Source organism: Pseudoclavibacter sp. Marseille-Q434 (genome assembly GCF_050315415.1).
GTDB lineage: Bacteria > Actinomycetota > Actinomycetes > Actinomycetales > Microbacteriaceae > Pseudoclavibacter.
The window spans coordinates 1,207,708-1,227,653 of the sequence record NZ_JBNPQH010000001.1 but is presented as its reverse complement, the minus strand read 5'-3'; the positions used below and the strand labels follow the sequence as shown (position 1 = coordinate 1,227,653).

Annotated in this window: 20 protein-coding genes; 9 read left to right on the top strand and 11 right to left on the bottom strand. The window is 69.5% G+C overall.

The annotated features are described in order from the left end of the window. Position 1 precedes the first annotated feature (1 nt). Together ACQFZP_RS05885 and ACQFZP_RS05880 are read right to left on the bottom strand one after the other, a co-directional pair. Positions 2-814, bottom strand: coding sequence for a LamB/YcsF family protein (locus tag ACQFZP_RS05885; RefSeq protein WP_211890597.1), 813 nt, complete (start codon positions 812-814; stop codon positions 2-4). Between the two features lie 29 nt (positions 815-843). Continuing rightward, positions 844-2,136: an NRAMP family divalent metal transporter gene (locus ACQFZP_RS05880; protein WP_211890596.1), complete on the bottom strand. Its 1,293-nt coding sequence runs from the start codon at positions 2,134-2,136 to the stop codon at positions 844-846. A 181-nt stretch (positions 2,137-2,317) separates the two neighbouring features. Between ACQFZP_RS05880 and ACQFZP_RS05875 the strand changes: the two genes are divergently transcribed. Beyond that, positions 2,318-2,986, top strand: a complete 669-nt coding sequence (locus ACQFZP_RS05875; RefSeq protein ID WP_104311734.1) for a GntR family transcriptional regulator — start codon at positions 2,318-2,320, stop codon at positions 2,984-2,986. Positions 2,987-3,069: 83 nt separating this feature from the next. Next, a complete protein-coding gene (locus ACQFZP_RS05870) occupies positions 3,070-3,774 on the top strand; it encodes a glutamine amidotransferase (RefSeq protein ID WP_307852756.1) in 705 nt (234 codons plus the stop codon). Here ACQFZP_RS05870 and ACQFZP_RS05865 read toward each other — a convergent pair. From ACQFZP_RS05865 to ACQFZP_RS05830, 8 genes are all read right to left on the bottom strand, one after another. Beyond that, complete coding sequence (locus ACQFZP_RS05865; RefSeq protein WP_211890774.1) at positions 3,771-4,610, bottom strand: ABC transporter ATP-binding protein; 840 nt, start codon at positions 4,608-4,610, stop codon at positions 3,771-3,773. The two genes, ACQFZP_RS05870 and ACQFZP_RS05865, sit on opposite strands and share 4 nt — an antisense overlap. A gap of 55 nt (positions 4,611-4,665) precedes the next feature. After that, positions 4,666-5,730: a FecCD family ABC transporter permease gene (locus ACQFZP_RS05860; protein WP_307852755.1), complete on the bottom strand. Its 1,065-nt coding sequence runs from the start codon at positions 5,728-5,730 to the stop codon at positions 4,666-4,668. Continuing rightward, the gene (locus ACQFZP_RS05855) at positions 5,727-6,773 is read right to left on the bottom strand and encodes a FecCD family ABC transporter permease (RefSeq protein WP_307852754.1); all 1,047 of its coding nucleotides are present in this window, start codon (positions 6,771-6,773) and stop codon (positions 5,727-5,729) included. Before ACQFZP_RS05855 ends, ACQFZP_RS05860 begins: the two co-directional genes overlap by 4 nt. Then, positions 6,770-7,714, bottom strand: coding sequence for an ABC transporter substrate-binding protein (locus ACQFZP_RS05850; RefSeq protein ID WP_211890594.1), 945 nt, complete (start codon positions 7,712-7,714; stop codon positions 6,770-6,772). Before ACQFZP_RS05850 ends, ACQFZP_RS05855 begins: the two co-directional genes overlap by 4 nt. Before the next feature lie 76 nt (positions 7,715-7,790). After that, positions 7,791-8,549 carry an ABC transporter ATP-binding protein gene (locus ACQFZP_RS05845; RefSeq protein WP_211890593.1) on the bottom strand — a complete coding sequence of 253 codons (759 nt, stop codon included), beginning with the start codon at positions 8,547-8,549 and terminating at the stop codon, positions 7,791-7,793. Positions 8,550-8,583: 34 nt separating this feature from the next. Beyond that, a complete protein-coding gene (locus ACQFZP_RS05840; protein WP_211890592.1) occupies positions 8,584-9,633 on the bottom strand; it encodes an iron chelate uptake ABC transporter family permease subunit in 1,050 nt (349 codons plus the stop codon). After that, positions 9,626-10,639, bottom strand: a complete 1,014-nt coding sequence (locus ACQFZP_RS05835; protein WP_211890591.1) for an ABC transporter permease — start codon at positions 10,637-10,639, stop codon at positions 9,626-9,628. The genes ACQFZP_RS05840 and ACQFZP_RS05835 overlap by 8 nt, the downstream gene beginning before the upstream one ends. 132 nt (positions 10,640-10,771) lie before the next feature. Further along, a complete protein-coding gene (locus ACQFZP_RS05830) occupies positions 10,772-11,788 on the bottom strand; it encodes a siderophore ABC transporter substrate-binding protein (RefSeq protein ID WP_211890590.1) in 1,017 nt (338 codons plus the stop codon). Positions 11,789-12,046: 258 nt separating this feature from the next. Between ACQFZP_RS05830 and ACQFZP_RS05825 the strand changes: the two genes are divergently transcribed. Both ACQFZP_RS05825 and helR read left to right on the top strand, forming a co-directional pair. Further along, complete coding sequence (locus ACQFZP_RS05825; RefSeq protein ID WP_211890589.1) at positions 12,047-13,246, top strand: FUSC family protein; 1,200 nt, start codon at positions 12,047-12,049, stop codon at positions 13,244-13,246. 52 nt (positions 13,247-13,298) lie between these two features. Next, entirely contained in the window at positions 13,299-15,464 is a 2,166-nt protein-coding gene (gene helR, locus ACQFZP_RS05820; RefSeq protein WP_307852753.1) for an RNA polymerase recycling motor ATPase HelR, read from the top strand. Positions 15,465-15,499: 35 nt separating this feature from the next. Here helR and ACQFZP_RS05815 read toward each other — a convergent pair whose 3' ends face one another. Continuing rightward, entirely contained in the window at positions 15,500-15,925 is a 426-nt protein-coding gene (locus ACQFZP_RS05815; RefSeq protein ID WP_104311742.1) for a hypothetical protein, read from the bottom strand. 229 nt (positions 15,926-16,154) lie between these two features. Here ACQFZP_RS05815 and ACQFZP_RS05810 point away from each other — a divergent pair, with 229 nt between their 5' ends. From ACQFZP_RS05810 to ACQFZP_RS05790, 5 genes are all read left to right on the top strand, one after another. After that, complete coding sequence (locus ACQFZP_RS05810) at positions 16,155-17,198, top strand: NUDIX domain-containing protein (RefSeq protein WP_307852752.1); 1,044 nt, start codon at positions 16,155-16,157, stop codon at positions 17,196-17,198. A 169-nt stretch (positions 17,199-17,367) separates the two neighbouring features. Beyond that, positions 17,368-17,892 carry a pyridoxamine 5'-phosphate oxidase family protein gene (locus ACQFZP_RS05805; protein WP_211890588.1) on the top strand — a complete coding sequence of 175 codons (525 nt, stop codon included), beginning with the start codon at positions 17,368-17,370 and terminating at the stop codon, positions 17,890-17,892. Positions 17,893-18,015: 123 nt separating this feature from the next. Further along, complete coding sequence (locus ACQFZP_RS05800; protein ID WP_211890587.1) at positions 18,016-18,813, top strand: tryptophan-rich sensory protein; 798 nt, start codon at positions 18,016-18,018, stop codon at positions 18,811-18,813. A 131-nt stretch (positions 18,814-18,944) separates the two neighbouring features. Continuing rightward, positions 18,945-19,616 (top strand): FadR/GntR family transcriptional regulator, encoded by a 672-nt coding sequence (locus ACQFZP_RS05795; RefSeq protein ID WP_211890586.1) that lies wholly within the window; start codon positions 18,945-18,947, stop codon positions 19,614-19,616. Continuing rightward, positions 19,613-19,945 (top strand): L-rhamnose mutarotase, encoded by a 333-nt coding sequence (locus tag ACQFZP_RS05790; protein ID WP_211890585.1) that lies wholly within the window; start codon positions 19,613-19,615, stop codon positions 19,943-19,945. The genes ACQFZP_RS05795 and ACQFZP_RS05790 overlap by 4 nt, the downstream gene beginning before the upstream one ends. The last annotated feature ends 1 nt before the right edge of the window (position 19,946 follow it).

Genomic DNA, 19,946 nt, shown 5'->3' with positions numbered 1-19,946 from the left:
CTCAGCTCCTCGCGGTCGCGGACGTGGTGGCCGCTGTCGCCGCCGCTGCTGGCGTGAAGGGGCGCAGCTCGACGCCGGCCTCGGTGAGCGCGTGCCGCACCTGCCTGGCCATGTCGGTGGCTCCGGGGCTGTCGCCGTGCACGCAGATCGAGTCGGCGCGCAGCTCGAGCGTGCTGCCGTCGATGGCCTCGAGGAGGCCTTCCGTCGCGAGGCGCACCATGCGCTTCGCGACCTCGTCGACGTCGTGCAGCACGGCACCCGGCTCCCGGCGGGAGACGAGGGTGCCCTGCGGGGTGTACGCGCGGTCGGCGAACGCCTCGATCGCGGTGGCCAGGCCCGCCTCGGTCGCGAGCCGCAGCACGGCCGAGCCAGGCAGGCCGAGGAGCACGAGGCTCGGGTCGACGAGGCGCACGGCCTCGACGACGTCGGCGGCCTGACGCTCGTCGTGCACGATCGTGTTGTAGAGGGCGCCGTGCGGCTTCACGTAGCTGACGCTGGTCCCCTCGGCGGCCGCGAGGGCCTGGAGCGCGCCGATCTGGTAGATCACGTCGGCGACGAGGTCGTCGGAGGCGACGTCGATGTTGCGGCGCCCGAAGCCGGCCAGATCGCGGTAACCGACGTGCGCGCCGATCGCGGCCCCCGCATCCGCCGCGCCCCTGACGGTGGAGCGGATGGCGCGCGGGTCGCCGGCGTGGAAGCCGCAGGCGACGTTGGCGCTCGTGACGATGCCGAGCATCTCCTGGTCGTCGCCGAGGGTCCAGCGGCCGAAGCCCTCGCCGAGGTCGCTGTTGAGGTCGATGGCACGTGCGTTCATGTGGTCAGCCTTTCGCTCGGGGATGCGGATCAGGTGTTGAGGAGGTCGAAGATCGGTCCGACCGCGTTGACCGCCATGTACCAGGTGATGACCGTCGCGAGCGTGCCGATGATCAGCAGCCACTTCGGGTACTTCGCACCGCCCAGCTTCGACGGGCGGAACCAGCCGATGTACATGAACAGCGTGAGGCCGATGGGCAGGATGAGGCCGTTGAAGCCGCCGACGAAGACGAGCAGGGTGGCTGGCGGGGTGCCGATGGACAGGTAGACGGCGAGCGAGAAGACGATGAAGCCCACGGTCCAGAAGTCGGCGGCGCGGCCGGCGATGCGCTTCGAGAACACGGGGAGGAACGAGACCGAGGTGTAGGCGGCGCCGATGATGCTCGTGAGGGCGGCGAGCCAGAAGATGGCGCCGAAGATGCGGAAGCCAGCCTCACCGGCCGCTGCCTGGAAGGCGTCGGCCGCGGGGTTGAGGGTCGTGTCGAGCACGACGCCGCTCGCGACGACGCCGAGGATGGCGAGAAACAACACGTAGCGCATGACGCCCGTGATGAGGATGCCGGTCACGGCCGCGCGGTTGACTTCCTTGATGTGCTCGGGGCCGGCGTTGCCGGAGTCGAGGAGCTTGTGCGCGCCCGAGTAGACGATGTAGCCGCCGACGGTGCCACCGACGATGGTCGTGATGGTGGCGAAGTTGATGGTGTCGGGGAGGATCGTCTGGCGCAGCGCGTCGCCGATAGGCGGCTGGGCAACGATCGCGACGATGACGGTCAGGAGGATCATGGCGACGCCCGCGACGATGACGACGCGGTCCATGACGATGCCTGCGCGCTTGATGAGGAAGATCGCGATGGCGATCGCGGCGCTGATGACTGCGCCGATCTTCACGTCGAGGCCGAGGAGCACGTTGAGGCCGAGCCCGGCGCCGCCGATGTTCCCGATGTTGAAGACGAGGCCGCCGACGACGATGAGCACGGCGAGGACGTAACCGCTGCCCGGCAGAGCGTCGTTCGCGAGGGCGCTCGCGCGCTTCCCGGAGAGCGTGATCATGCGCCAGATGTTGAGCTGAACGGCGAGGTCGATGAGGACCGAGATGAGGATGCCGAAGGCGAACGCCGCGCCGAGCTGCTGGGTGAAGGTCGCCGTCTGCGTGATGAAGCCGGGGCCGATGGCCGAGGTGGCCATGAGGAAGAGGGCGCCAACCAGGGAGGTGCGGCGGGCTCTCGCGTACTGCTTGAGCTTCTCGGGGGTGCTCGCCTCGTCGGCTGCGGCGGAGCTGCCGGCGGGTGAGGCCGATGATGCGGGAGGAGGTGTAGAGGACATGACTCGTTCCAGTTCGGTAGGGGAGCAGCGAGTGATTGCGGCAACCCTACGGTTGTTCAACGCTGAGCAACAGATTGTTCAACGATAGACGCGTAAATGTCTTGTTACAAGATGTATCGGGGTTGTTTCCGGAATTCGATCGACGGCGCCGCCGCAAACGCCCGCCGGTAGAGTTCGAAGCGTGAACGCAGCCGACGAGACCCTCGACAGGGCCGAGCGGGCGGCCTCGAGCCTCCGCCAGATGATCGTCGCGGGCGAGATCGTCCCCGGCCAGCGCCTCTCGGAGAGCGCCATGACGGAGCGGCTCGAGGTCTCGCGCAACACCCTTCGCGAGGCGTTCCGCATGCTCACGGCGGAGCGACTGCTCACCCGCCGCCCCAATGCCGGCGTCTTCGTCGCCGTCCCCTCGCTCGCATCCATCCTCGACATCTACCGGGTGCGACGCATGATCGAGGTGCAGGCGTTGCGCGCGGCCCCCGGTCGGCACCCGGCAGGCACGCGGATGCGAGAAGCCGTCGAGCGCGCGCTCCAGGGTCGCGAGGCCGGCGACTGGGCCGCCGTCGGCACCGCGAACATGGAGTTCCACACGGCGATCGTCGCGCTCGCGGACAGCGAGCGGCTCGACCGCGTCTACGCGAACGTCTCCGCCGAGCTCCGGCTCGCCTTCGGGTTCCTCGAGGACCTCGAGTACCTGCACGCCCCGTACATCGAGCTCAACCAGCGAGTGCTCGCGCTCCACACCGCGGGCGACACCGAGGGCGCCGCCCAGGCGCTCGACGAGTACCTCGTGAGGTCCGAGCGCACCGTGCTCGCGGCCTACGCGCGCATCGCGCCTGAGCCGACGATCTGATCCGAAGACCGCATCCGACGTTCTGCGCCGATCCAATCGCCACGCATCTGACGTCCCAACCCGCCCCCTTGAAGGAGCCCGCCGTGTCGCTCACCGCCCTCGTCGTCCGCCACGTGGTCTTCGAGGACCTCGGCCTGCTCCGTGAGGTGCTCACCGCGCGCGGGTACGGCATCCGCTACCTGGAAGCCGGGCAGGACGAGATCACCGCGGACGAGCTGCTCGCGGCCGACCTCGTCGTGGTGCTCGGCGGACCGATCGGGGTGGGGGATGCGGAGCGCTACCCGTTCCTCGCGCCCGAGATCGCGGCGGTGAGAGCTCGGGTCGAGGCCGATCGCCCGACGCTCGGTGTGTGCCTCGGAGCCCAGCTCATGGCGGCAGCCATGGGCGCAGACGTTGCGCCGACGGGCAGGGTCGAGATCGGCTTCTCGCCGCTGACGCTCACGGAAGACGGAGCGGGCTCGGTGCTCGAGGGGCTGCGCGACGTGCCGGTGCTGCACTGGCACGGCGACCAGTTCGAGATTCCCGCCGGCGCCGCGCGGCTGGCCGAGACCCCGGGCTTCCCGAACCAGGCGTTCGCCGCGGGCCCGAACCTGCTCGGCCTGCAGTTCCACCTCGAGGTCGACCCGCAGATGGTCGAGACGTGGCTCATCGCGAACGCCTACGAGCTGGCGATGCACGAGCTCGACCCGCGGAACATCAGGGCGGATGCGCTCGAGCTCGCGCCTCGTCTGACGGCCGCCGCCCGCGAGGTCGTCGGCGCCTGGCTCGACGGTCTCGCGCGCTCCTAGGCTGGCACGCCGGTCGTTTCGGCGTTGCTCCCTGCTCGGGAGAACGGCACCCCGCGCGGCACCACGAGCGGCCCGCCCGTGATGGGGTCGTCGATGACGACGTTCGGCAGGCCGTAGATCTCCTCGACCCGCTCGCTCGTCACCACCTCGCGTGGCGTTCCCGACGCGAGGATGCGGCCGTCGCGCATCGCGATGATGTGGTCGGCGTAGCGCGCGGCGTGGTTGAGGTCGTGGAGCACGGCCACGATGGTGCGGCCGCTGCGGTTGAGGTGCGCGAAGAGCTCCATGAGCTCCACCTGGTGGGCGATGTCGAGGAACGTCGTCGGCTCGTCGAGGAGGAGGAGGTCGGTCTGCTGCGCGAGGACCATGGCAACCCAGACGCGCTGCCGCTGGCCGCCGGAGAGCTCGTCGACGCGTCGCGCCGCGAGCGGCAGGGTGCCCGTCGCGTCGAGCGCGTCGCGGACGGCACGCTCGTCGGCTGGCGACCATTGGCGGAGTAGGCGCTGGTGGGCGAACCTGCCGCGCCCGACGAGGTCGGCGACGGTGATGCCATCCGGGGCGAGCGCCGACTGCGGCAGGAGGCCGAGGCGGCGGGCGACGTCCTTCGCACGCATGCTCGTGATGGCCTTGCCGTCGAGCACCACCCGGCCGGCTTCAGGGGTGAGGAGCCGCGAGAGGCCCCGTAGCAGGGTCGACTTGCCGCACGCGTTCGGGCCGATGATGACGGTGAAGGATCCGTCGGGGATCTCTGCGCTGAGCCGCTTGATGATGGGCGCGCCGTCGTAGCCCAAGGTGACCTCCACCGCTTCGAGGCGTGGCGCGCCCCGAGCCGGGATGACGGCGTCGGGCTGTGGACGCCCGTCTCGGCTGCCGGGAGCGGGGGCGGGGTGTCTAAGCACGGCGGCGGATCTCCTGAACGATGGTGACGATGAGGTAGAGGCCGCCGACGGACACTGTGACGACGCCCACGGGCAGCGTGACGGGAAGCACGTGCTGCGCGACCAGGTCGGAGCCGAGGAGGAGCAGGGCTCCGACGAGGGCCGAGAGTGGAAGGGAGAGGTACGGTGTCCGCGCGATCCGGCGGGCGATCTGCGGGGCGGCGAGGGCGACGAAGACGACGGGGCCGATGACGGCGGTGGAGATCGACACGAGGCCGACCGCCGCGAGCAGGACGACGGCGCGCACGAGCTGCGGCCGAGTTCCCGTCGCGGCCGCCATGTCGTCGCCGAGATCGAGCTGGCGCAGCTGGGGAGCCGTCAGCAGGAGGAGCGCGAGGAGCGGGATGCCGCACGCGATCGCGCCGACGAGCGGCGGAGCTGTCACCCCGTTGAGGGTGCCAGCTCCCCATGCGGAGGCGAACATTGCGGTCTCGAGTTCGACCTCGAGCAGCATCCATGTGTTCAGGGACGCGAGCATGGCAGAGATTCCGATGCCGATCACGATGAGGCGGAAGCCCTGCGCGCCGCCCCCGCGCGCGAGCCCCCAGATGAGGAGGGCCGTGACAAGTCCGCCGAGGACGGCGCCCGCGGTCATGAGCGGCCAGGACGCTGAGAAGGCGACGACGCTCACGAGCATCCCGGTGAAGGCGCCGTTGGAGAGGCCGAGGATGTCGGGGCTCGCGAGTGGGTTCCTGGTGACGGTCTGGAAGAGGGCTCCGGCGGTCGCGAGGAATCCGCCGAGCACGATGGCCGCCACGACCCTGGCCAGGCGCCATTCGAAGACGACCGTGCGGTCGAGGGCGTCCCCGCCGCCGAGCAGGGCGCGCACGACGGCGTTCGGGGTCAGCGGGTAGGTGCCGAGGCCGAGGGCGAGGATGCCGAGTATCAGGATGGCGGCGGCCGCGATCACGCTGACGATCAGGGTCCGCACGCGGAGGGGCATCGCGAGGGGCCCGGCCGTGAGGAGCAGCTGCCGGTAACCGACGTCGACGCGGTTCGGGATGCGGGTGGTGCTCACGAGAGGGTGCTCGCCTTGCGCTGGCGTGCGAGGGCGATGAGCAGGGGTGCGCCCACGAACGCGGTGACGATGCCGACGGGGATCTCGGCTGGCGCGATGAGGACTCGACCCAGCACATCCGAGAGGAGCACGATGACCGGGGCGAGCACAACCGAGATCGTGAGGATCACGCGCTGGTCGACGCCGAACACCCACCTCGCGACGTGCGGCACCATGAGGCCGACGAAGGCGATCGGCCCGGCCAGAGCCGTCGCGACCCCAGCGAGCACCGTGACCGCGACGATCACGCCCACGCGGATGGCGCCGACGTTCGCTCCCTGCGCGCGAGCGACGTCCTCGCCGAGCGCAAGCGCGTTGAGCCCGGGGGCGAGCAGCAGCGCGCCGATCAGCGCGAGGACGATGAAGGGGAGGACCGGCAGGAGGACGTCGAAGCCCCTGCCGAGGAGCGAGCCAGCGTTCCACGAGCGCATCCGGTCGAACGCATCCGGGTTGCTCAGGGTCATGCCCGTTGTCATGCCGGAGAAGACGGCGCCGATGGCGACGCCGGCCAGGGTGAGGCGGATGGGGTCGGCGGGACCGCGTCCGGCGGAGCCGATGAGGGAGACGGCGAGGGTCACAGCGAGCGCGCCGAGGAACCCGAGCCACACGAACGAGGAGATATCGCGGAGACCGAAGAACGCGACGCCGATGGCGATGGCGAACGCGGCTCCGGCGTTGACGCCGAGGATGCCGGGGTCCGCGAGCGGGTTGCGGGTGAACGCCTGGATCAACGCGCCGGCGACTCCGAGGGCGACGCCCACGATGATCCCCGTCACGGTGCGGGGCACACGCAGCTCGCCGACGACGTAGCGGGCCTCGGAGGAGCCACCGCCCCGCAGCACGTCGAGGACGACGTGCGGCGGGAGCGAGTTCGAGCCGACCATGAGCGAGAGCACGACCGAGATCACGAGCAGCACCGCGAGGGCGGCTAGGCCGAGGGATACTCGGCCTCGCCCGTTCACCCGGAGCGGCGTCGGCGCGTGGCCGGCGTGGGCGAGCGTCACTGCTGCGCTGCGAGGAAGCGCTCGATGTCGTCGAGCACCAGGGCGCCGCCCTTGGGTCCGACGCCGGAGACCCAGTAGCTCGTGTCGACGAGGGTGACGGAGGGGAACTCTGTGGCGTTCTGGGTGATCGCGGTCGGCACGGTCGACGTGTCCGCGACGTCTGCCGTCGTCACGAAGACGTAGTCGGCCTTGGCGTCGAGGATGTTCTCCGGCGAGATGTCGGCCTGCAGTCCGTCCTCCCACTGCTGCTCGGGAATGGTGAGCCCGGCGCATTCAAGTGCCCCGCCAGCGAACGACGTGGGCCCGTAGAGGCTGAGCGTCGTCTCGTCGCGCGGCCGGATGAGGTTGGCGGTCTTCCCCGCCGAGCCGGTCTGGCTCTTGATCTCCTCGCAGCGGTCGTTGAAGCCGGTGAGGAGTTCTTGGGCCTCGTCCTGCTGTCCGAGCGCCTCGCCGATGAGGAGCACGTTCTCCTGCCACGGGTCGGCCTGCGTGGCCATGAACACGGTCGGCGCGATGGCTCCGAGCTGGTCGTAGAGCTTCGAGTGGCGGGATTCGGTGCCCAGGATGAGGTCGGGCTTCAGCGCCGCGATGGCCTCGAGGTCGGGTTCCGGGACGGTCCCGACGGGCTCGATGCCGTCGACGCCGAGGTACTCGGGGATGCCCGCGACGTTGCTGGCGACGGCCGCACCGACCGGGGTCACGCCGAGGGCGACGGCCGTGTCGAGCTCGACGGGCTCGAGGACCACGACGCGCTGCGGGTCGGCGGGGACCTCGGCCGTGCCTCTGGCGTGCTCGACGGAGCGGGTGCCGGATGCTTCGCCCTCGTTGTCCCCGGTTGCGGGGGTCTCTGCGGCGCCGGTCGCGCATCCGGCGAGGAGCAGGCCGGCGAGTGCGGCGGAGGCGATGAGGGCCGATGCCCTCCGTGTCGTGGATGAGTGCATGGGAGTCGACTTCCGTGGAGGTGGATGGTGGATCGCTGGGTGCTGCGTGTCGAGTGCTGCCTGGGTGGGCCGCGACTCAGCGGTAGTAGACGGCGAGCGGGTAGTCGCCGTCGTGGCGCACCTCGATCGGGGTGCCGAAGACGTGCTCGAGGGTCTCGGTCGTCATGAGGTCCTTCGGGCTGCCGGAGTGCGCGAGCTGCCCGTCGGTGAGGGCGATGATGTTGTCGGCGTAGGCGGCGGCGAAGTTGATGTCGTGGATGACGATCACGAACGTCTTGCCGAGTTCGTCCGCGGCCCGGCGAAGCTGGCCCATCATGGCGACGGCGTGCTTCATGTCGAGGTTGTTGAGGGGCTCGTCGAGGAGGATGTAGTCGGTGTCCTGCGCGAGCACCATGGCGACGTAGGCCCGCTGCCGCTGCCCGCCGGAGAGCTGGTCGAGGTAGCGGTGCTCGAGGGTCGTGAGGTCGAGGAACTCGATGGCCCGGTCGATGTGCTGCTTGTCGTCCGGCGTGAGCCGCCCCTGCGAGTGGGGGAAGCGGCCGAAGCCGACGAGCTCCCGCACCGTGAGGCGGGTGACGAAGTGGTTCTCCTGCCGGAGGATGGAGACGACCTTCGCGAGATCGCGGCTCTTCGCCTTCGTCACGTCGTGGCCGCCGACGGTGACCGTGCCGGTGCTCGCATCCGTCAGCCTGCCGACGATCGTCAGTAGCGTCGACTTGCCGGCGCCGTTCGGGCCGACGAGGGCCGTGATGCCGCCTGCGGGGATGTCGAGGGTCACGGGCCCGAGCACGGTCGCCTTGCCGTAGGTCTTGGTGACGTTCGAGAGCGAGATCACAGGGCGCCCTTTCGGAGCAGGTAGCTAAGCGGAGTCACAGCGCACCTTTACGTAATAGGTAACAGATGAAGAAGAGGCCGCCGACGAACTCGATGATGATCGAGAGGGTGCCGGCCGCGTAGAACACGTGGCGGAGCACGAAGTAGCCGCCGAGCAGGGTGAGCATGCCGAGGAGCATCGCGAACGGGATGACGTGCTTGTGCTGCGATGACCCGGTCAGCTGGTAGGCGAGGGTCGCGACGATGAACCCGAAGAACGTCATGGGACCGACGAGGGTCGTCGAGATGGAGATGAGCACGGCCGTCAGGATGAGGAGCACCGTGACCTTGCGCTTGTAGGCGACGCCGAGGTTCACGGCGGTGTCGCGCCCGAGGGCGAGCACGTCGAGGGTGTTGCGGGTGCGCCAGATGAAGGCGAGCACGACCGCGATGATGAGCGCGGCCCACGGCAGGTACTCGGGGTTCGAGTTGCTGAGGTTGCCGAAGAGCTTCGCCGAGAGCACGTCGAACTCGCTCGGCGTGAGGAGGCGCTGCATGAAGGTCGAGAGCGAGCCGAAGCCCACGCCGAAGACGACGCCGATGAGCAGCATGATGTGCAGGTTGCCGCGCTTGCCGGAGAAGAGCCACGTGTAGAGCACGGTCGCGAAGCCCACCATGAGGAAGCTCTGCAGGAACACCTTGGGGAGGCCGTCGGTCGAGGCGAGGGCCGCGCCGCCGAGGAAGAACACGAGGGCGGTCTGGAAGACGACGTAGATGGCGTCGAACCCCATGATCGATGGGGTCAGGATGCGGTTGCCCGTCGCCGTGTGGAAGAGCACCGTGGCGACGGCCTGGCAGGCGGCGACGATGATGACGGTCGCGACCGTGACGACTCGCAGGTTGACGGCGAGCCAGAAGCCGCGACTGCCGGGCTCCATGGCGATGTCGTAGGTGAGCACGCCGACGGCCGAGAGGACGACGAGGGCGCCGAGGATGCTGAAGCGCAGCCAGAGGCGGGGCGGCTTGGCGGGCTTGGACGCGTCGCTGACCTTGTCGCCGACGCGGCGGGCTGTGGATCTCGGGTAGCGGGGCACGGTGTCAGCCATCGCGCCGCATCCGGAGCAGGAGGGTGATGAAGACGGCGGCGCCGACCATGCCGAGGATCATCGAGACGGGCAGCTCGAAGGGCATGCGGATGACGCGGCCGATGATGTCGCAGACGATGATGATGCCCACGCCGAGCACGCACACCCATGGCAGGTTCGACCTGAGGTTGTCGCCGCGGGCCATGGAGACGAGGTTCGGCACGATGAGCCCGAGGAACGGCAGGAAGCCGACGACGACGGTCGTGACGCCGGTCGCGATGGCGACGAGCGCGGTGCCGATGAACATGACGAGGTTGTAGTTGACGCCGAAGTTCGTGGCGATGTCCTTGCCGAGGCCGGCGACGGTGAAGCGGTCGGCGACGAAGTAGGCGATGACGACGATGATGGCGACGATCCACAGCACCTCGTAGCGGCCGCGCACGACGCTCGTGAAGCTGCCCATGAACCAGGTGCCGAGCATCTGCAGGTAGTTCGTCTCGATGGCGAGCCAGGTGGTGAAGGCGGAGACGACGGCGCCGAGCATGATGCCGATGAGGGGCACGATGAGGGCCGAGCGGAGGGCGACTCGGCGCAGCACGGCGAGGAACACCATGGTGCCGATGAAGGCGGAGGCGCTGGCCATGACCATGCGGGTCGTGAGACCGGCGGCAGGCACGACGATGTAGCTGACGAGCAGGCCGAGGGCGGACCACTCGGTGGTGCCCGTCGTCGTGGGCTCGACGAAGCGGTTCTGGGTGAGCAGCTGCAGGATGAGGCCGGAGACGCTCATGGCGCATCCGGCCAGCACGAGGGAGACGGTGCGGGGGACGCGGGAGATCCAGATCATCTCGCCACCGAACTCGTTGCCCGCGATGTCGTAGGCGCCGACGAAGAGGGAGAGGACGGCGAGGCCGAGCACCACGGCGATGCCAACCGGGAGGGCGCCTCGGCGGTTGAGGAGCGGCACGCGGTACGCGGGGGTGATCCGCGGCGCCGATGCGGCCGGGGGTGGGGCTGTTGCTGTCATTCGCTCGCTGTCATGGGCTGGCGGCTGGGTGCTGTAGTGCGTCTGCTGCGCTGCGTCTGCTGCGCTGTGCCCCGCTGCCCGGACGACGTGGGGGCGCCTTCCGAGCGGCGGGGCACAGGGCGGGTGCGCTGCCTAGCTGTTGGCGCCGGCGAACGCCGCGGCGACGTCGGCGTAGAGGCCGGTGTAGGCCTGGATGCCCTCGTCGAGGTAGAACGTCGGGTCGAGGTAGACGATCTGGTTCTTCTGCACGGCTGGCACGTTCTGGAGTGCCTCGGCGCCCGCGATGAGGTCGGCAGCTGCGGTTGCGCCCTCTTCGCCGGTGCCGGCGTCGCGGTCGAGCACGATCATCCACTCGGGGTTGGCCTGCGCGATGGCCTCGACGCTGATGTCGTCGCCGTGGGAGGCGTCTTCAGCGGCCTGGTCGATGGCCGGGGTGAGGCCGATCGTGGGGAAGAGCTGGCCGACGCCGCGGCCCTCACCCGGTGCCGCGTAGGCGATCTCGCCGCCGGAGGTGATGAGCCCGACAACCGAGTCGGTGCCGTTGTAGGCGCTCTTCGCGTCGGCGATGGCCGTGTCGAAGGCGGCGATCGTCTCTGCGGCCTCTTCTTCCTTGTCGAAGATCTGGCCGAGGATCTCGATCTGGCGCTTCAGCTCACTCGTCGCCTCTTCGCCGTCGCGGGCGTTGATCTCGATGGTGGTGGGCTGGATCGCCTTGAGGTCCGCGTAGTAGTCCTGGAAGCGGTAGCCGCCGATGATGAGGTCGGGGTCGGCCTCGATGACGGCCTCGAGGTCGGGCTCGCGGTGGAGGCCGACGTCGAGCACCTCGTCGCCACCGGCGAGGTCCGGCCAGACGCTCTCCATGAGCGGCTTGGGGGCCGCGACGACGTCGATGCCCCAGTCGCTGAGGGTCTGGAACGTGGTGTTGTCGAGGGCGACGACGCGCTCCGGGTTCACGGGCACTTCGATCTCGCCGTGGTTGTCGGTGATCGTGACGGTTCCGGACGCGGCTGCCGCGGCATCCGCATCGGCGGCAGGCGCGGAGTCGGCCGGGGCGCATCCGGCGAGCAGGAGCGCCGAGATGGCGAGGAGGCCGGCTCCCTGGATGCGGGCGGCGGTGCGCCGGGTGGGGGCGGTGAGCGTTTTGGGCATGGCGGATCCTCGGTTCGGGGATGGGCTGTGCTTCGCGCACAGGTGATGTTTCGGGCACGGATGTGAGGCCGCTGCAGGGGCCGCACGGGCGCTTCGGGGGCGGACGGGCCAAGCCTGCGAATCGTGCTGATCATCCAGCGCGACTCGGCTTCGAGTAAGGCGAGCCTATCTTAAGTTTCGGGGTCGGGTTGGGCGATCTCGAGTGGAGTTCGGGGGAGAAGGGCCCGTGGCGTGGGACAGGCGCGAGACAATGGGGTAATGCCTTCTCCTCGTCCTTCGATGATCCCCGGTTGGCGTGACCTCACGACGATGGGCCCCTACCGCCGAGATCACTGGGTGGCGCTGCGGGTCGCCTTGGCGATCGGGGTGCCGCTGGTGCTCCTGTGGGCGACGGGGTCGATGCCGCTCGCGATCTTCGCCGTCTTCGGGGCGTTCACGAGCGTCTACGGTCGTGGGCTCAGCGTGTTCGGTCGGTTCCGGATGCAGTCGATCGCGGCGGGTTCGCTCCTCGCGTCGGTCGGCGTGGGCGCCGTCATCGCGCTCTCGCCTGGCCGGGCTCTGCTCGTGCTGCCCGCCGCGGCGGTGTGGGCGTTCCTCATGTCGCTCCTCGGCGACCGTGTGCGGTGGGCTCCACCAGGGCCGATGTTCCAGATCTTCGCGCTGGCCGCCATCGCGGCGCTCGCGGTGGGTGGCGAGGTGCTGCTGGTCGGCATCGGCGTCGCGGTCGTGACGGCGGCATGGTCGCTGCTGCTCGGGCTCGCGTTCGGCGCTGTCGGCGTCGTCGTGGATCGGGCGCGTGCGAGCACCGGGGCAGCCGCGACGTCGCAGCCGTCGAGTGCCGCTGCCGCTGGGACCGCCGCCGCTGCCGCTGGGACCGATCCGGCACGCGCTGGGGCCGCGGGTTCGGGTGCCGACGCGGCGCGTTCGGGTCTTGCGCCGGTGACGGGGTCGATTCGGTCGGTCCGCCCGGCGCGTTCGTCGGCGATCGGTCGGGCGACGATGTTCGCAGTCGGCACGCTCATCGCCGGTGCCATCCCGCTGCTGATCGGCATCGGGCATCCGTACTGGGCGATGGTGTCTGCGATCGCGGGTCTGTCGGCGGCGACGGGGTTCCATCGGGTGCTGCGGGCGACGCATCGACTTGTGGGCACGGTGCTGGGTCTTGGCGTGGCAGCGGTGCTGCTGGCGTTCGAGCCTGGCGGCTTGGTCGTGGTGCTGCTGGTGATCGCGCTGCAGGGTGGGGTGGAGCTGTTCATCGTGCGCAACTACACGATCGGGTTGCTGTTCCTGACGCCACTGGTGCTGGTGATGGGCCGCCCGGCGGGTGATGTCTCTGCGGGCCAGCTGCTGCTGGAGCGCGGCGTCGAGACGGCCATCGGCGTGGCGGTCGCGATCGGCATCGCGGTGCTGCTCGAGTGGAGGCCCAGATGGCAGTCGCCTGCCTCTTCCAAGGTATAGATCACCAGGGGGCTTGCCGCAAGACCCCGTCGAGGCACCAGAATGAGCGATCGTGACATCTCCTGCTGAAGTCTTTGCCCTGCCGCCGCACCTGTCGTTCAAGTCGGACCCCGAACTCGTCGGCGAGGATGCCAGCCAGTTCGCGGCGATTGCCGGGGCCCTGTCGCGCCAGAAGCGTGAGCTGGCGTCGCGGCTCGACGAGCTTCGGCTCACCGATGGAGGGGCGGGGCAGCAGGCGCTCGACCGCGATACGGAGATCCACCGCCTGTCGCGGCAGCTTCGCGGGCTCGAGCGGTTCGGGGTGGACGCGTGCCTTGGGCGTATGACGCCGGCGGACGGGTCTCCGGATATCTACGTGGGGCGTTTCGGACTCGCGGATGAGGACGGGCGGCGCCTCCTGATCGACTGGCGGGTGCCGGCGGCTGAGCCGTTCTTCGCGGCGACGCACGCGAATCCGCTTGGCCTGGCGAGTCGGCGGCGGTACCGGTGGAACGTGGAGCGGGTCGTCGACTACTGGGACGAGGTGTTCGTGCCCGAAGAGATGGCGGGGCGGGTGGCGCTCGACGACCAGTCTTCGTTCATCGCGAGCCTCGGCTCCGCGCGGTCTGGCGAGATGCGGGATGTGCTCGGCACGATCCAGGCCGATCAGGATGCGATCATCCGGGCGGGTTCGCGTGGCGCCCTGGTCGTGGAAGGCGGGCCGGGAACCGGCAAGACGGTGGTCGCCCTGCACCGCACGGCGTTCCTGCTTTACTCCGACCCGCGCTTCAAGCAGGGCCGCGGCGGGGTGCTCTTCGTGGGGCCGAGCCGCCCCTACCTGAACTACGTGGCGAACGTGCTGCCGAGCCTCGGGGAGGACAGCGTGCAGCTGTGCACGCTGCGCGACCTGCTGCCCGAGGGGGCGGATGCGCGTGACGAGGCCGACGCATCCGTCGCCCGCCTGAAGTCGTCGCTCGATCTGGTGCGCGCCGTGGGCAAGGCGGTGCGCTACCACCAGCGTCCGCCGCGGGCACCGTTCACGGTGACGACGACGGACTCGCAGGAGCTGACGCTCGACGCGGCCGACTGGGCGGAGGCGTTCGTGGCCTACGAGCCTGGGCTCACCCACAACGAGGCTCGAGAGCAGGTGTGGGAGGAGGTGCTGCGACTGCTCGTCGACAAGCGCTCGCCGAGCGCGTCGGAGCACTCGGTGCGGGCGACGCTCATGCGCGACGAGCGGCTGCGGGTTGCGTTCGCGAAGGCGTGGCCGCTGCTCGATCCGGCCTCGGTGATCGCCGATCTGTGGTCGGTGCCGGCGTACCTGCAGTGGTGCGCTCCCGAGCTGGGTGCCGATGAGGTGCGCAGGCTGCAGCGCCCGGATGCTCGTGCCTGGACTGTCTCGGACCTCCCGCTCATCGACGTGGCGAGGCGCCTCACGGGCGACCCGAACGAGTTCCGGCAGCGGGCGCGACGGGCTGAGGCGCTGGCGTCGCAGCAGGAGAACATGTCGCACGTTGTCGACAACCTCATCGAGGGCGATGACGACGGGGAGGGGCTGGTCACGATGCTGCGGGTCGAGGATGCGCAGCAGTCGCTCATCGACGAGGATTCCCTGCCGCCCGTCGACTTCGACGAGCTCGCGGGGCCGTTCGCGCACGTGGTGATCGACGAGGCGCAGGAGCTGACGGACGCGGAGTGGGCGATGCTGCTGGCGAGGTGCCCGTCGAGGAGTTTCACGATCGTCGGCGACCGGGCGCAGGCGCGTCACGGGTTCCGAGAGACCTGGGAGGAGCGTCTGGCGCGCGTCGGTCTGCCGAAGGTCGAGGTCGCCCAGCTCACGATCAACTACCGCACGCCGGAGGAGGTCATGCTCGAGGCCGCACCCGTCATCCTCGAGGCCCTTCCCGACGCGAACGTGCCGGTCTCGGTGCGCAGCAGCGGTCTCCCGGTCGTGTACGGCGGTGTCGCTGACCTGCAGGGCGTGCTGGACGCGTGGCTCGACGAGCACCTCGACGGGATCGCGTGCGTCATCACCGCGGTGGGCAGCGACCGGTCCCTCGCCTACGACAACCGCGGGCGGGTGCGCTCGCTCACTCCGGAGACCGCGAAGGGCCTCGAGTTCGATCTCGTGGTGCTCATCGACCCTGACCGCTTCGGAACAGGCATCGAGGGTGCCGTCGACCGCTACGTCGCGATGACGAGGGCGACGCAGCAGCTGGTGGTGCTGACCACGGAATGACGGTGCCGCGACGGGTCGTGCTTGCCGGGCGGAGCTCACGCGGCGACGGCGAAGTACTCGGCCTTCTCGAACAGGCGCACGCCCTCCCTGGACGCGAGGAGCTGCGCCCGCACGGACAGTTCTCTCACCTCGCAGACGATGCCGAGCGCGGCAGCCCAGAGACGCTCATCTGAAGTCGAGTCGCCGGGCCCGGGTCTCTCCCACGTGAGCATGACGCTCGCGGCCTGCAGCTCGTCGATCATGCGGGAGATGACGCTGGCGATCCGCTCGAGCTGCGGGTGGGTCGGGCGTTGCGGGTAGGCCTCGATCGGCATGAGCACGGGGAGCGCGTGATCGTCGGCGTCGAGGAACATGAGCCAGAGCTGGCGCCGGTAGGCCTGTCCGACAAGAGCGGTCACATGACGCAGGACGTCCTCGTCGGTGGTGATGGGGTCGGTCATCGGGGCTGGGATCGCTGTCATGGCACGAGTCTGAGCTCGGCGACTCGGGACGCGGCCGCCTTTCTCGCCCGCTGTGCACGGGCCCGCATCCACACCCCACGTGCCTGCGAAGTCGAGCGGAGCGCCTGCGTGGCGAGCTCGGGCGGAAGCAGGTGGGGGCGGGCTCGAGACGGCGGACGGGCGCCGAGGTCTGTGACGCCGAGCACCCGCGGGCCTTGGCAGGGTGGCCGCGCCGTGTGAAGCTGACTGGGTGACGACTTCCCCCGCCAGCAGACAGGTCTCGCGACGCCTGCACGGCCCACGCGATCCGGGTGACGCGTGGGTGTACTCCGACACCGGTCAGCGCTACTGGGGCAGGTTCGGCGCGGCAGGTCTGGTCGCCGTGGACCCGCAACGCGGGATCCTCCTGCAGCACCGTGCAGAGTGGAGCCACCACGGCGGCACCTGGGGCATTCCGGGCGGCGCCCTCCACGAGGGTGAGCTGCCGAGCGTCGGGGCGCTGCGCGAGGCCGCCGAGGAGGCCGGAGTGCCTGCCGAGGCCATGACTCCGCTCTTCACCAGCGTGCTGGAGCTCGGCTTCTGGCGCTACACGACGCTCGTCGCCCGCGTCGTCCACCCCTTCGAGCCCGTGATCGCCGACGCGGAGAGCCTCGAGCTGCGGTGGGTCCCCATCGACGAGGTCGACGACCTGCCCCTCCATCACGGGTTCGCTGCCGCCTGGCCCGAGCTTCGGTCCGCGCTCGCGGTGCGGCCGGTGGTCATCGTCGATGCGGCGAATGTCGTCGGCTCGGTGCCGGATGGCTGGTGGCGGGACCGCGCCGGCGCTGCCGAGCGTCTGCTCGCGAAGGTGCACGCTTTCGCGCTCGCCGGAGCGCGAGCCGCAGTATCCAGCGTCCCGACCGCGGCCTCCGGGGCGACCTCGGGCGCTCCCTCGCACGCCTCCCGAAGTGCCACCAGCGCGGGCGTCACCGCGGCAGACCTCGGACTGACCGGGGATCGGTGGTTCCCGGAGTTCGCCGTCGTCGTCGAAGGTGCCGCGCGGGATGCCAGCTGCCCGGCGGCCAGCGAATCGGTGAAGAACGCCGCGGTCAGCGTGGTCCGGGCCACCGCATCCGGAGACGACGCGATCGTCGACGAGGCTCGTCGTCGCCTGGCGATGGGGGAGTCCGTGACGGTCGCGACGAGCGACCGGGAGCTGGGCGAACGTGCGGTGGCGGTCGGTGCCAGCGTGCGCGGCGTGGGGTGGCTGCGGGATCTGGTCGGCTACGGGGCCCGTCGCTCCCTCGAGCCGTAGCACTCGCCCTGCGCGGTCCTCCCAGGTGGCACGCCGGGAGTGCACGGCGGGCGTTCGGGCGACACGAGGGGACTTCGGATGCCGCGTGCGTACGTTCGCGGAGTCCCGGTAACGGGAGCGCCCCGAGCGGGCGCCTCAGCGTGCAGGATTCGACCCCGAGGAGCAGTACATGACTGACCACACCACGCACGACGGCCACGGCGCGCACTCGAACGCGACGCAGTCCGATGAGGTCGCGAAGATCGCGAAGCTCGTTAAGGACTTCCGCTTCGCCATGCTCACGACGATCGAGGGCTCGGGTTCGCTGGTCGCGCATCCGCTCACGATCCAGGAGGCGGAGTTCGACGGCGACCTGTGGTTCCTGATCCAGAAGGACTCGACCACGGTGCGGAACCTGGGCGCGGACTCGCGTGCCGGGGTGTCGCTGAGCTCGAACGACTCGTGGGTCTCGCTGTCGGGCACTGCCGGACTCGTGAATGCGCCGGAGAAGCTGCGCGAGCTGTGGAACCCCGCGGCGGAGGCGTGGTTCCCGAACGGACCAGAGGACCCGAACGTGGGCGTGCTGAAGTTCTCGGCGAGCGGCGCCGAGTACTGGGATAGCCCGGGCGGCCGCATCGCGACTGCCTTCAGCTTCATCAAGTCGAAGGTGTCCGGGGAGCCGCTCGAGGGTGACAACGCCAAGGTCGAGCTGTAGGTCGAACTCGGTCAGGCTTCGGTGGCCCGGTCCCGCGCTCAGCGGGGCCGGGCCAATCGTCTCGGCGGGCACGGGGTCGTCAACACCCACGGCCCATTCAGTTAGATCGTTTAGCTTCTTTGCATGTCCTCCGATCTGCTTCGTCGTCTGTTCGTGACCGTCTCTGGAATCCTCTGCGTCGTCGGGACCCTCTTCGGGGTGGGCCTGTTCGGCGGCACCGAGGTCAACCAGTCGTCGAGCGGCAACCTCTCCGCCGACGCCACACTCATCGCTCCCGCTGGCACCGCGTTCTCGATCTGGTCGGTCATCTACCTGGGCCTGTTCGCGTACGTCGTCTGGCAGTGGCTGCCGAAGCAGGCGCACTCCGCCAAGGCGCGGGCCACCGGCTGGTGGGCCGCCCTTTCCATGCTCCTCAACGCGGGGTGGCTGCTGGTCACCCAGTTCGGCCTCATCTGGGTGAGCGTCGGCGTCATCGTCGCGCTGCTCGCTGTCTGCATCGTGCTCGTGAGCCGCATCGCCGCGCATCCCGCCGAGAACTGGGGTGAGCGCCTCGCCGTCGACACCACGTTCGGCCTCTACCTGGGCTGGGTGTCGGTCGCCACGCTCGCGAACCTTGGCGCCGCCATCGTCTCGACAGGTGTCGAAGCCGAGAGCACGCTCGGCGAGATCTCCACGACCGCCGCACTGGTCGCCGTCCTCGGCCTCGCAACGTTCTACATCTGGCGTTGGAAGAACCTCGCCGTCTCGGCCGCCATCATCTGGGGTGTCGCCTGGGTCGGCTTCGGGCGGCTCTCGGATGCACCCGAGTCGACGCTGGTCGGTGTCGCCGCGCTTGCGGTTGCGATTCTCATCGCGGTGACCGGCGTGCTCGCGAAGTCGATCGACTGGCGCAGCGCTGACACCAAGAAGGCGATCGCCTGAGTCTCAGCGAGTTGCAGCGCTGTCCAAGTCGGCGCTTTGACCCTGCAGAGCTCGAGAGGTGCGCTGAACGAACGCGCCCGTCGTTCGTCTCGCAGCGCGCAGACATCGGATGATTGCACTAGCATGTGGCCATGGCAGTTACCGATGGAGCTATCCTGCGAATCAAGGAGATGATCGTCTCCGGCGATCTTGTGCCTGGCTCGAAACTTCCGCCCGAGAAGGAGCTGAGCGAGCGCCTCGGTCTGTCGAGGAGCTCGTTGCGCGAGGCGGTGAAGGCGCTGGAGGTCATCCGGGTCCTCGACGTCCGGCGAGGCGACGGAACCTATGTGACGAGCCTCGAGCCGCGCCTGCTCTTGGAGGCCATGAACTTCGTCGTGGACCTGCATCAGGACGACAGCGTGCTCGAGATCTTGGCGGTCCGACGGATGCTGGAGCCACAGGCGGCGGCGGTCGCGGCGCGTGTGGCGTCCCCCGAGCAGCTCACGCAGCTCGAGGAGATCCTGAGCGAGATCGACGACGACACCGAGGTCGAGGGGCTGATCGAGCACGACCTCAAGTTCCACAGGCACATCGTCGAGAGCACCGGGAACAAGTATCTGACGAGCCTCATCGACTCGCTCTCGAGCCGGACCGTTCGGGCGCGCGTCTGGCGCGGCATCACACAAGCCGGCGCAGTGTCTCGCACGGTCGACGAGCACAGAGCGATTCTGGATGCGCTGCGTTCGGGGGACGCGGAGCTCACGGCCGCGCTCACGCTCGCGCACGTGTCCGGTGTCGAGCGCTGGCTGCGAGACGCGCGATGAGGGTCGCGCTCCATTCGGAGATCAAGGCTGGTGCGGTCGATCAGTACCGGGAGAGCCACGCCGTCATTCCGGAGGAGCTCGTCGCCACGTTCGATCGTGTCGGCATTCGCAGCTGGACGATCTTCCGGTCGGGCCTCCGGCTCTTTCACGATGTGATCTGCGACGACTGGGATGCGGCGAACGAGGCGCTCGACGAGGACCCGGCGAATGCCCGCTGGCAGCAAGACATCGGACGCTTCGTCGAACTCTTTCGAGACTCGGATGGTAGCGAGGGGTATGCTCCGCTCGAGCTGATGTGGGATCTCGAGGCACAGAAGCGGCGCAGCTGAC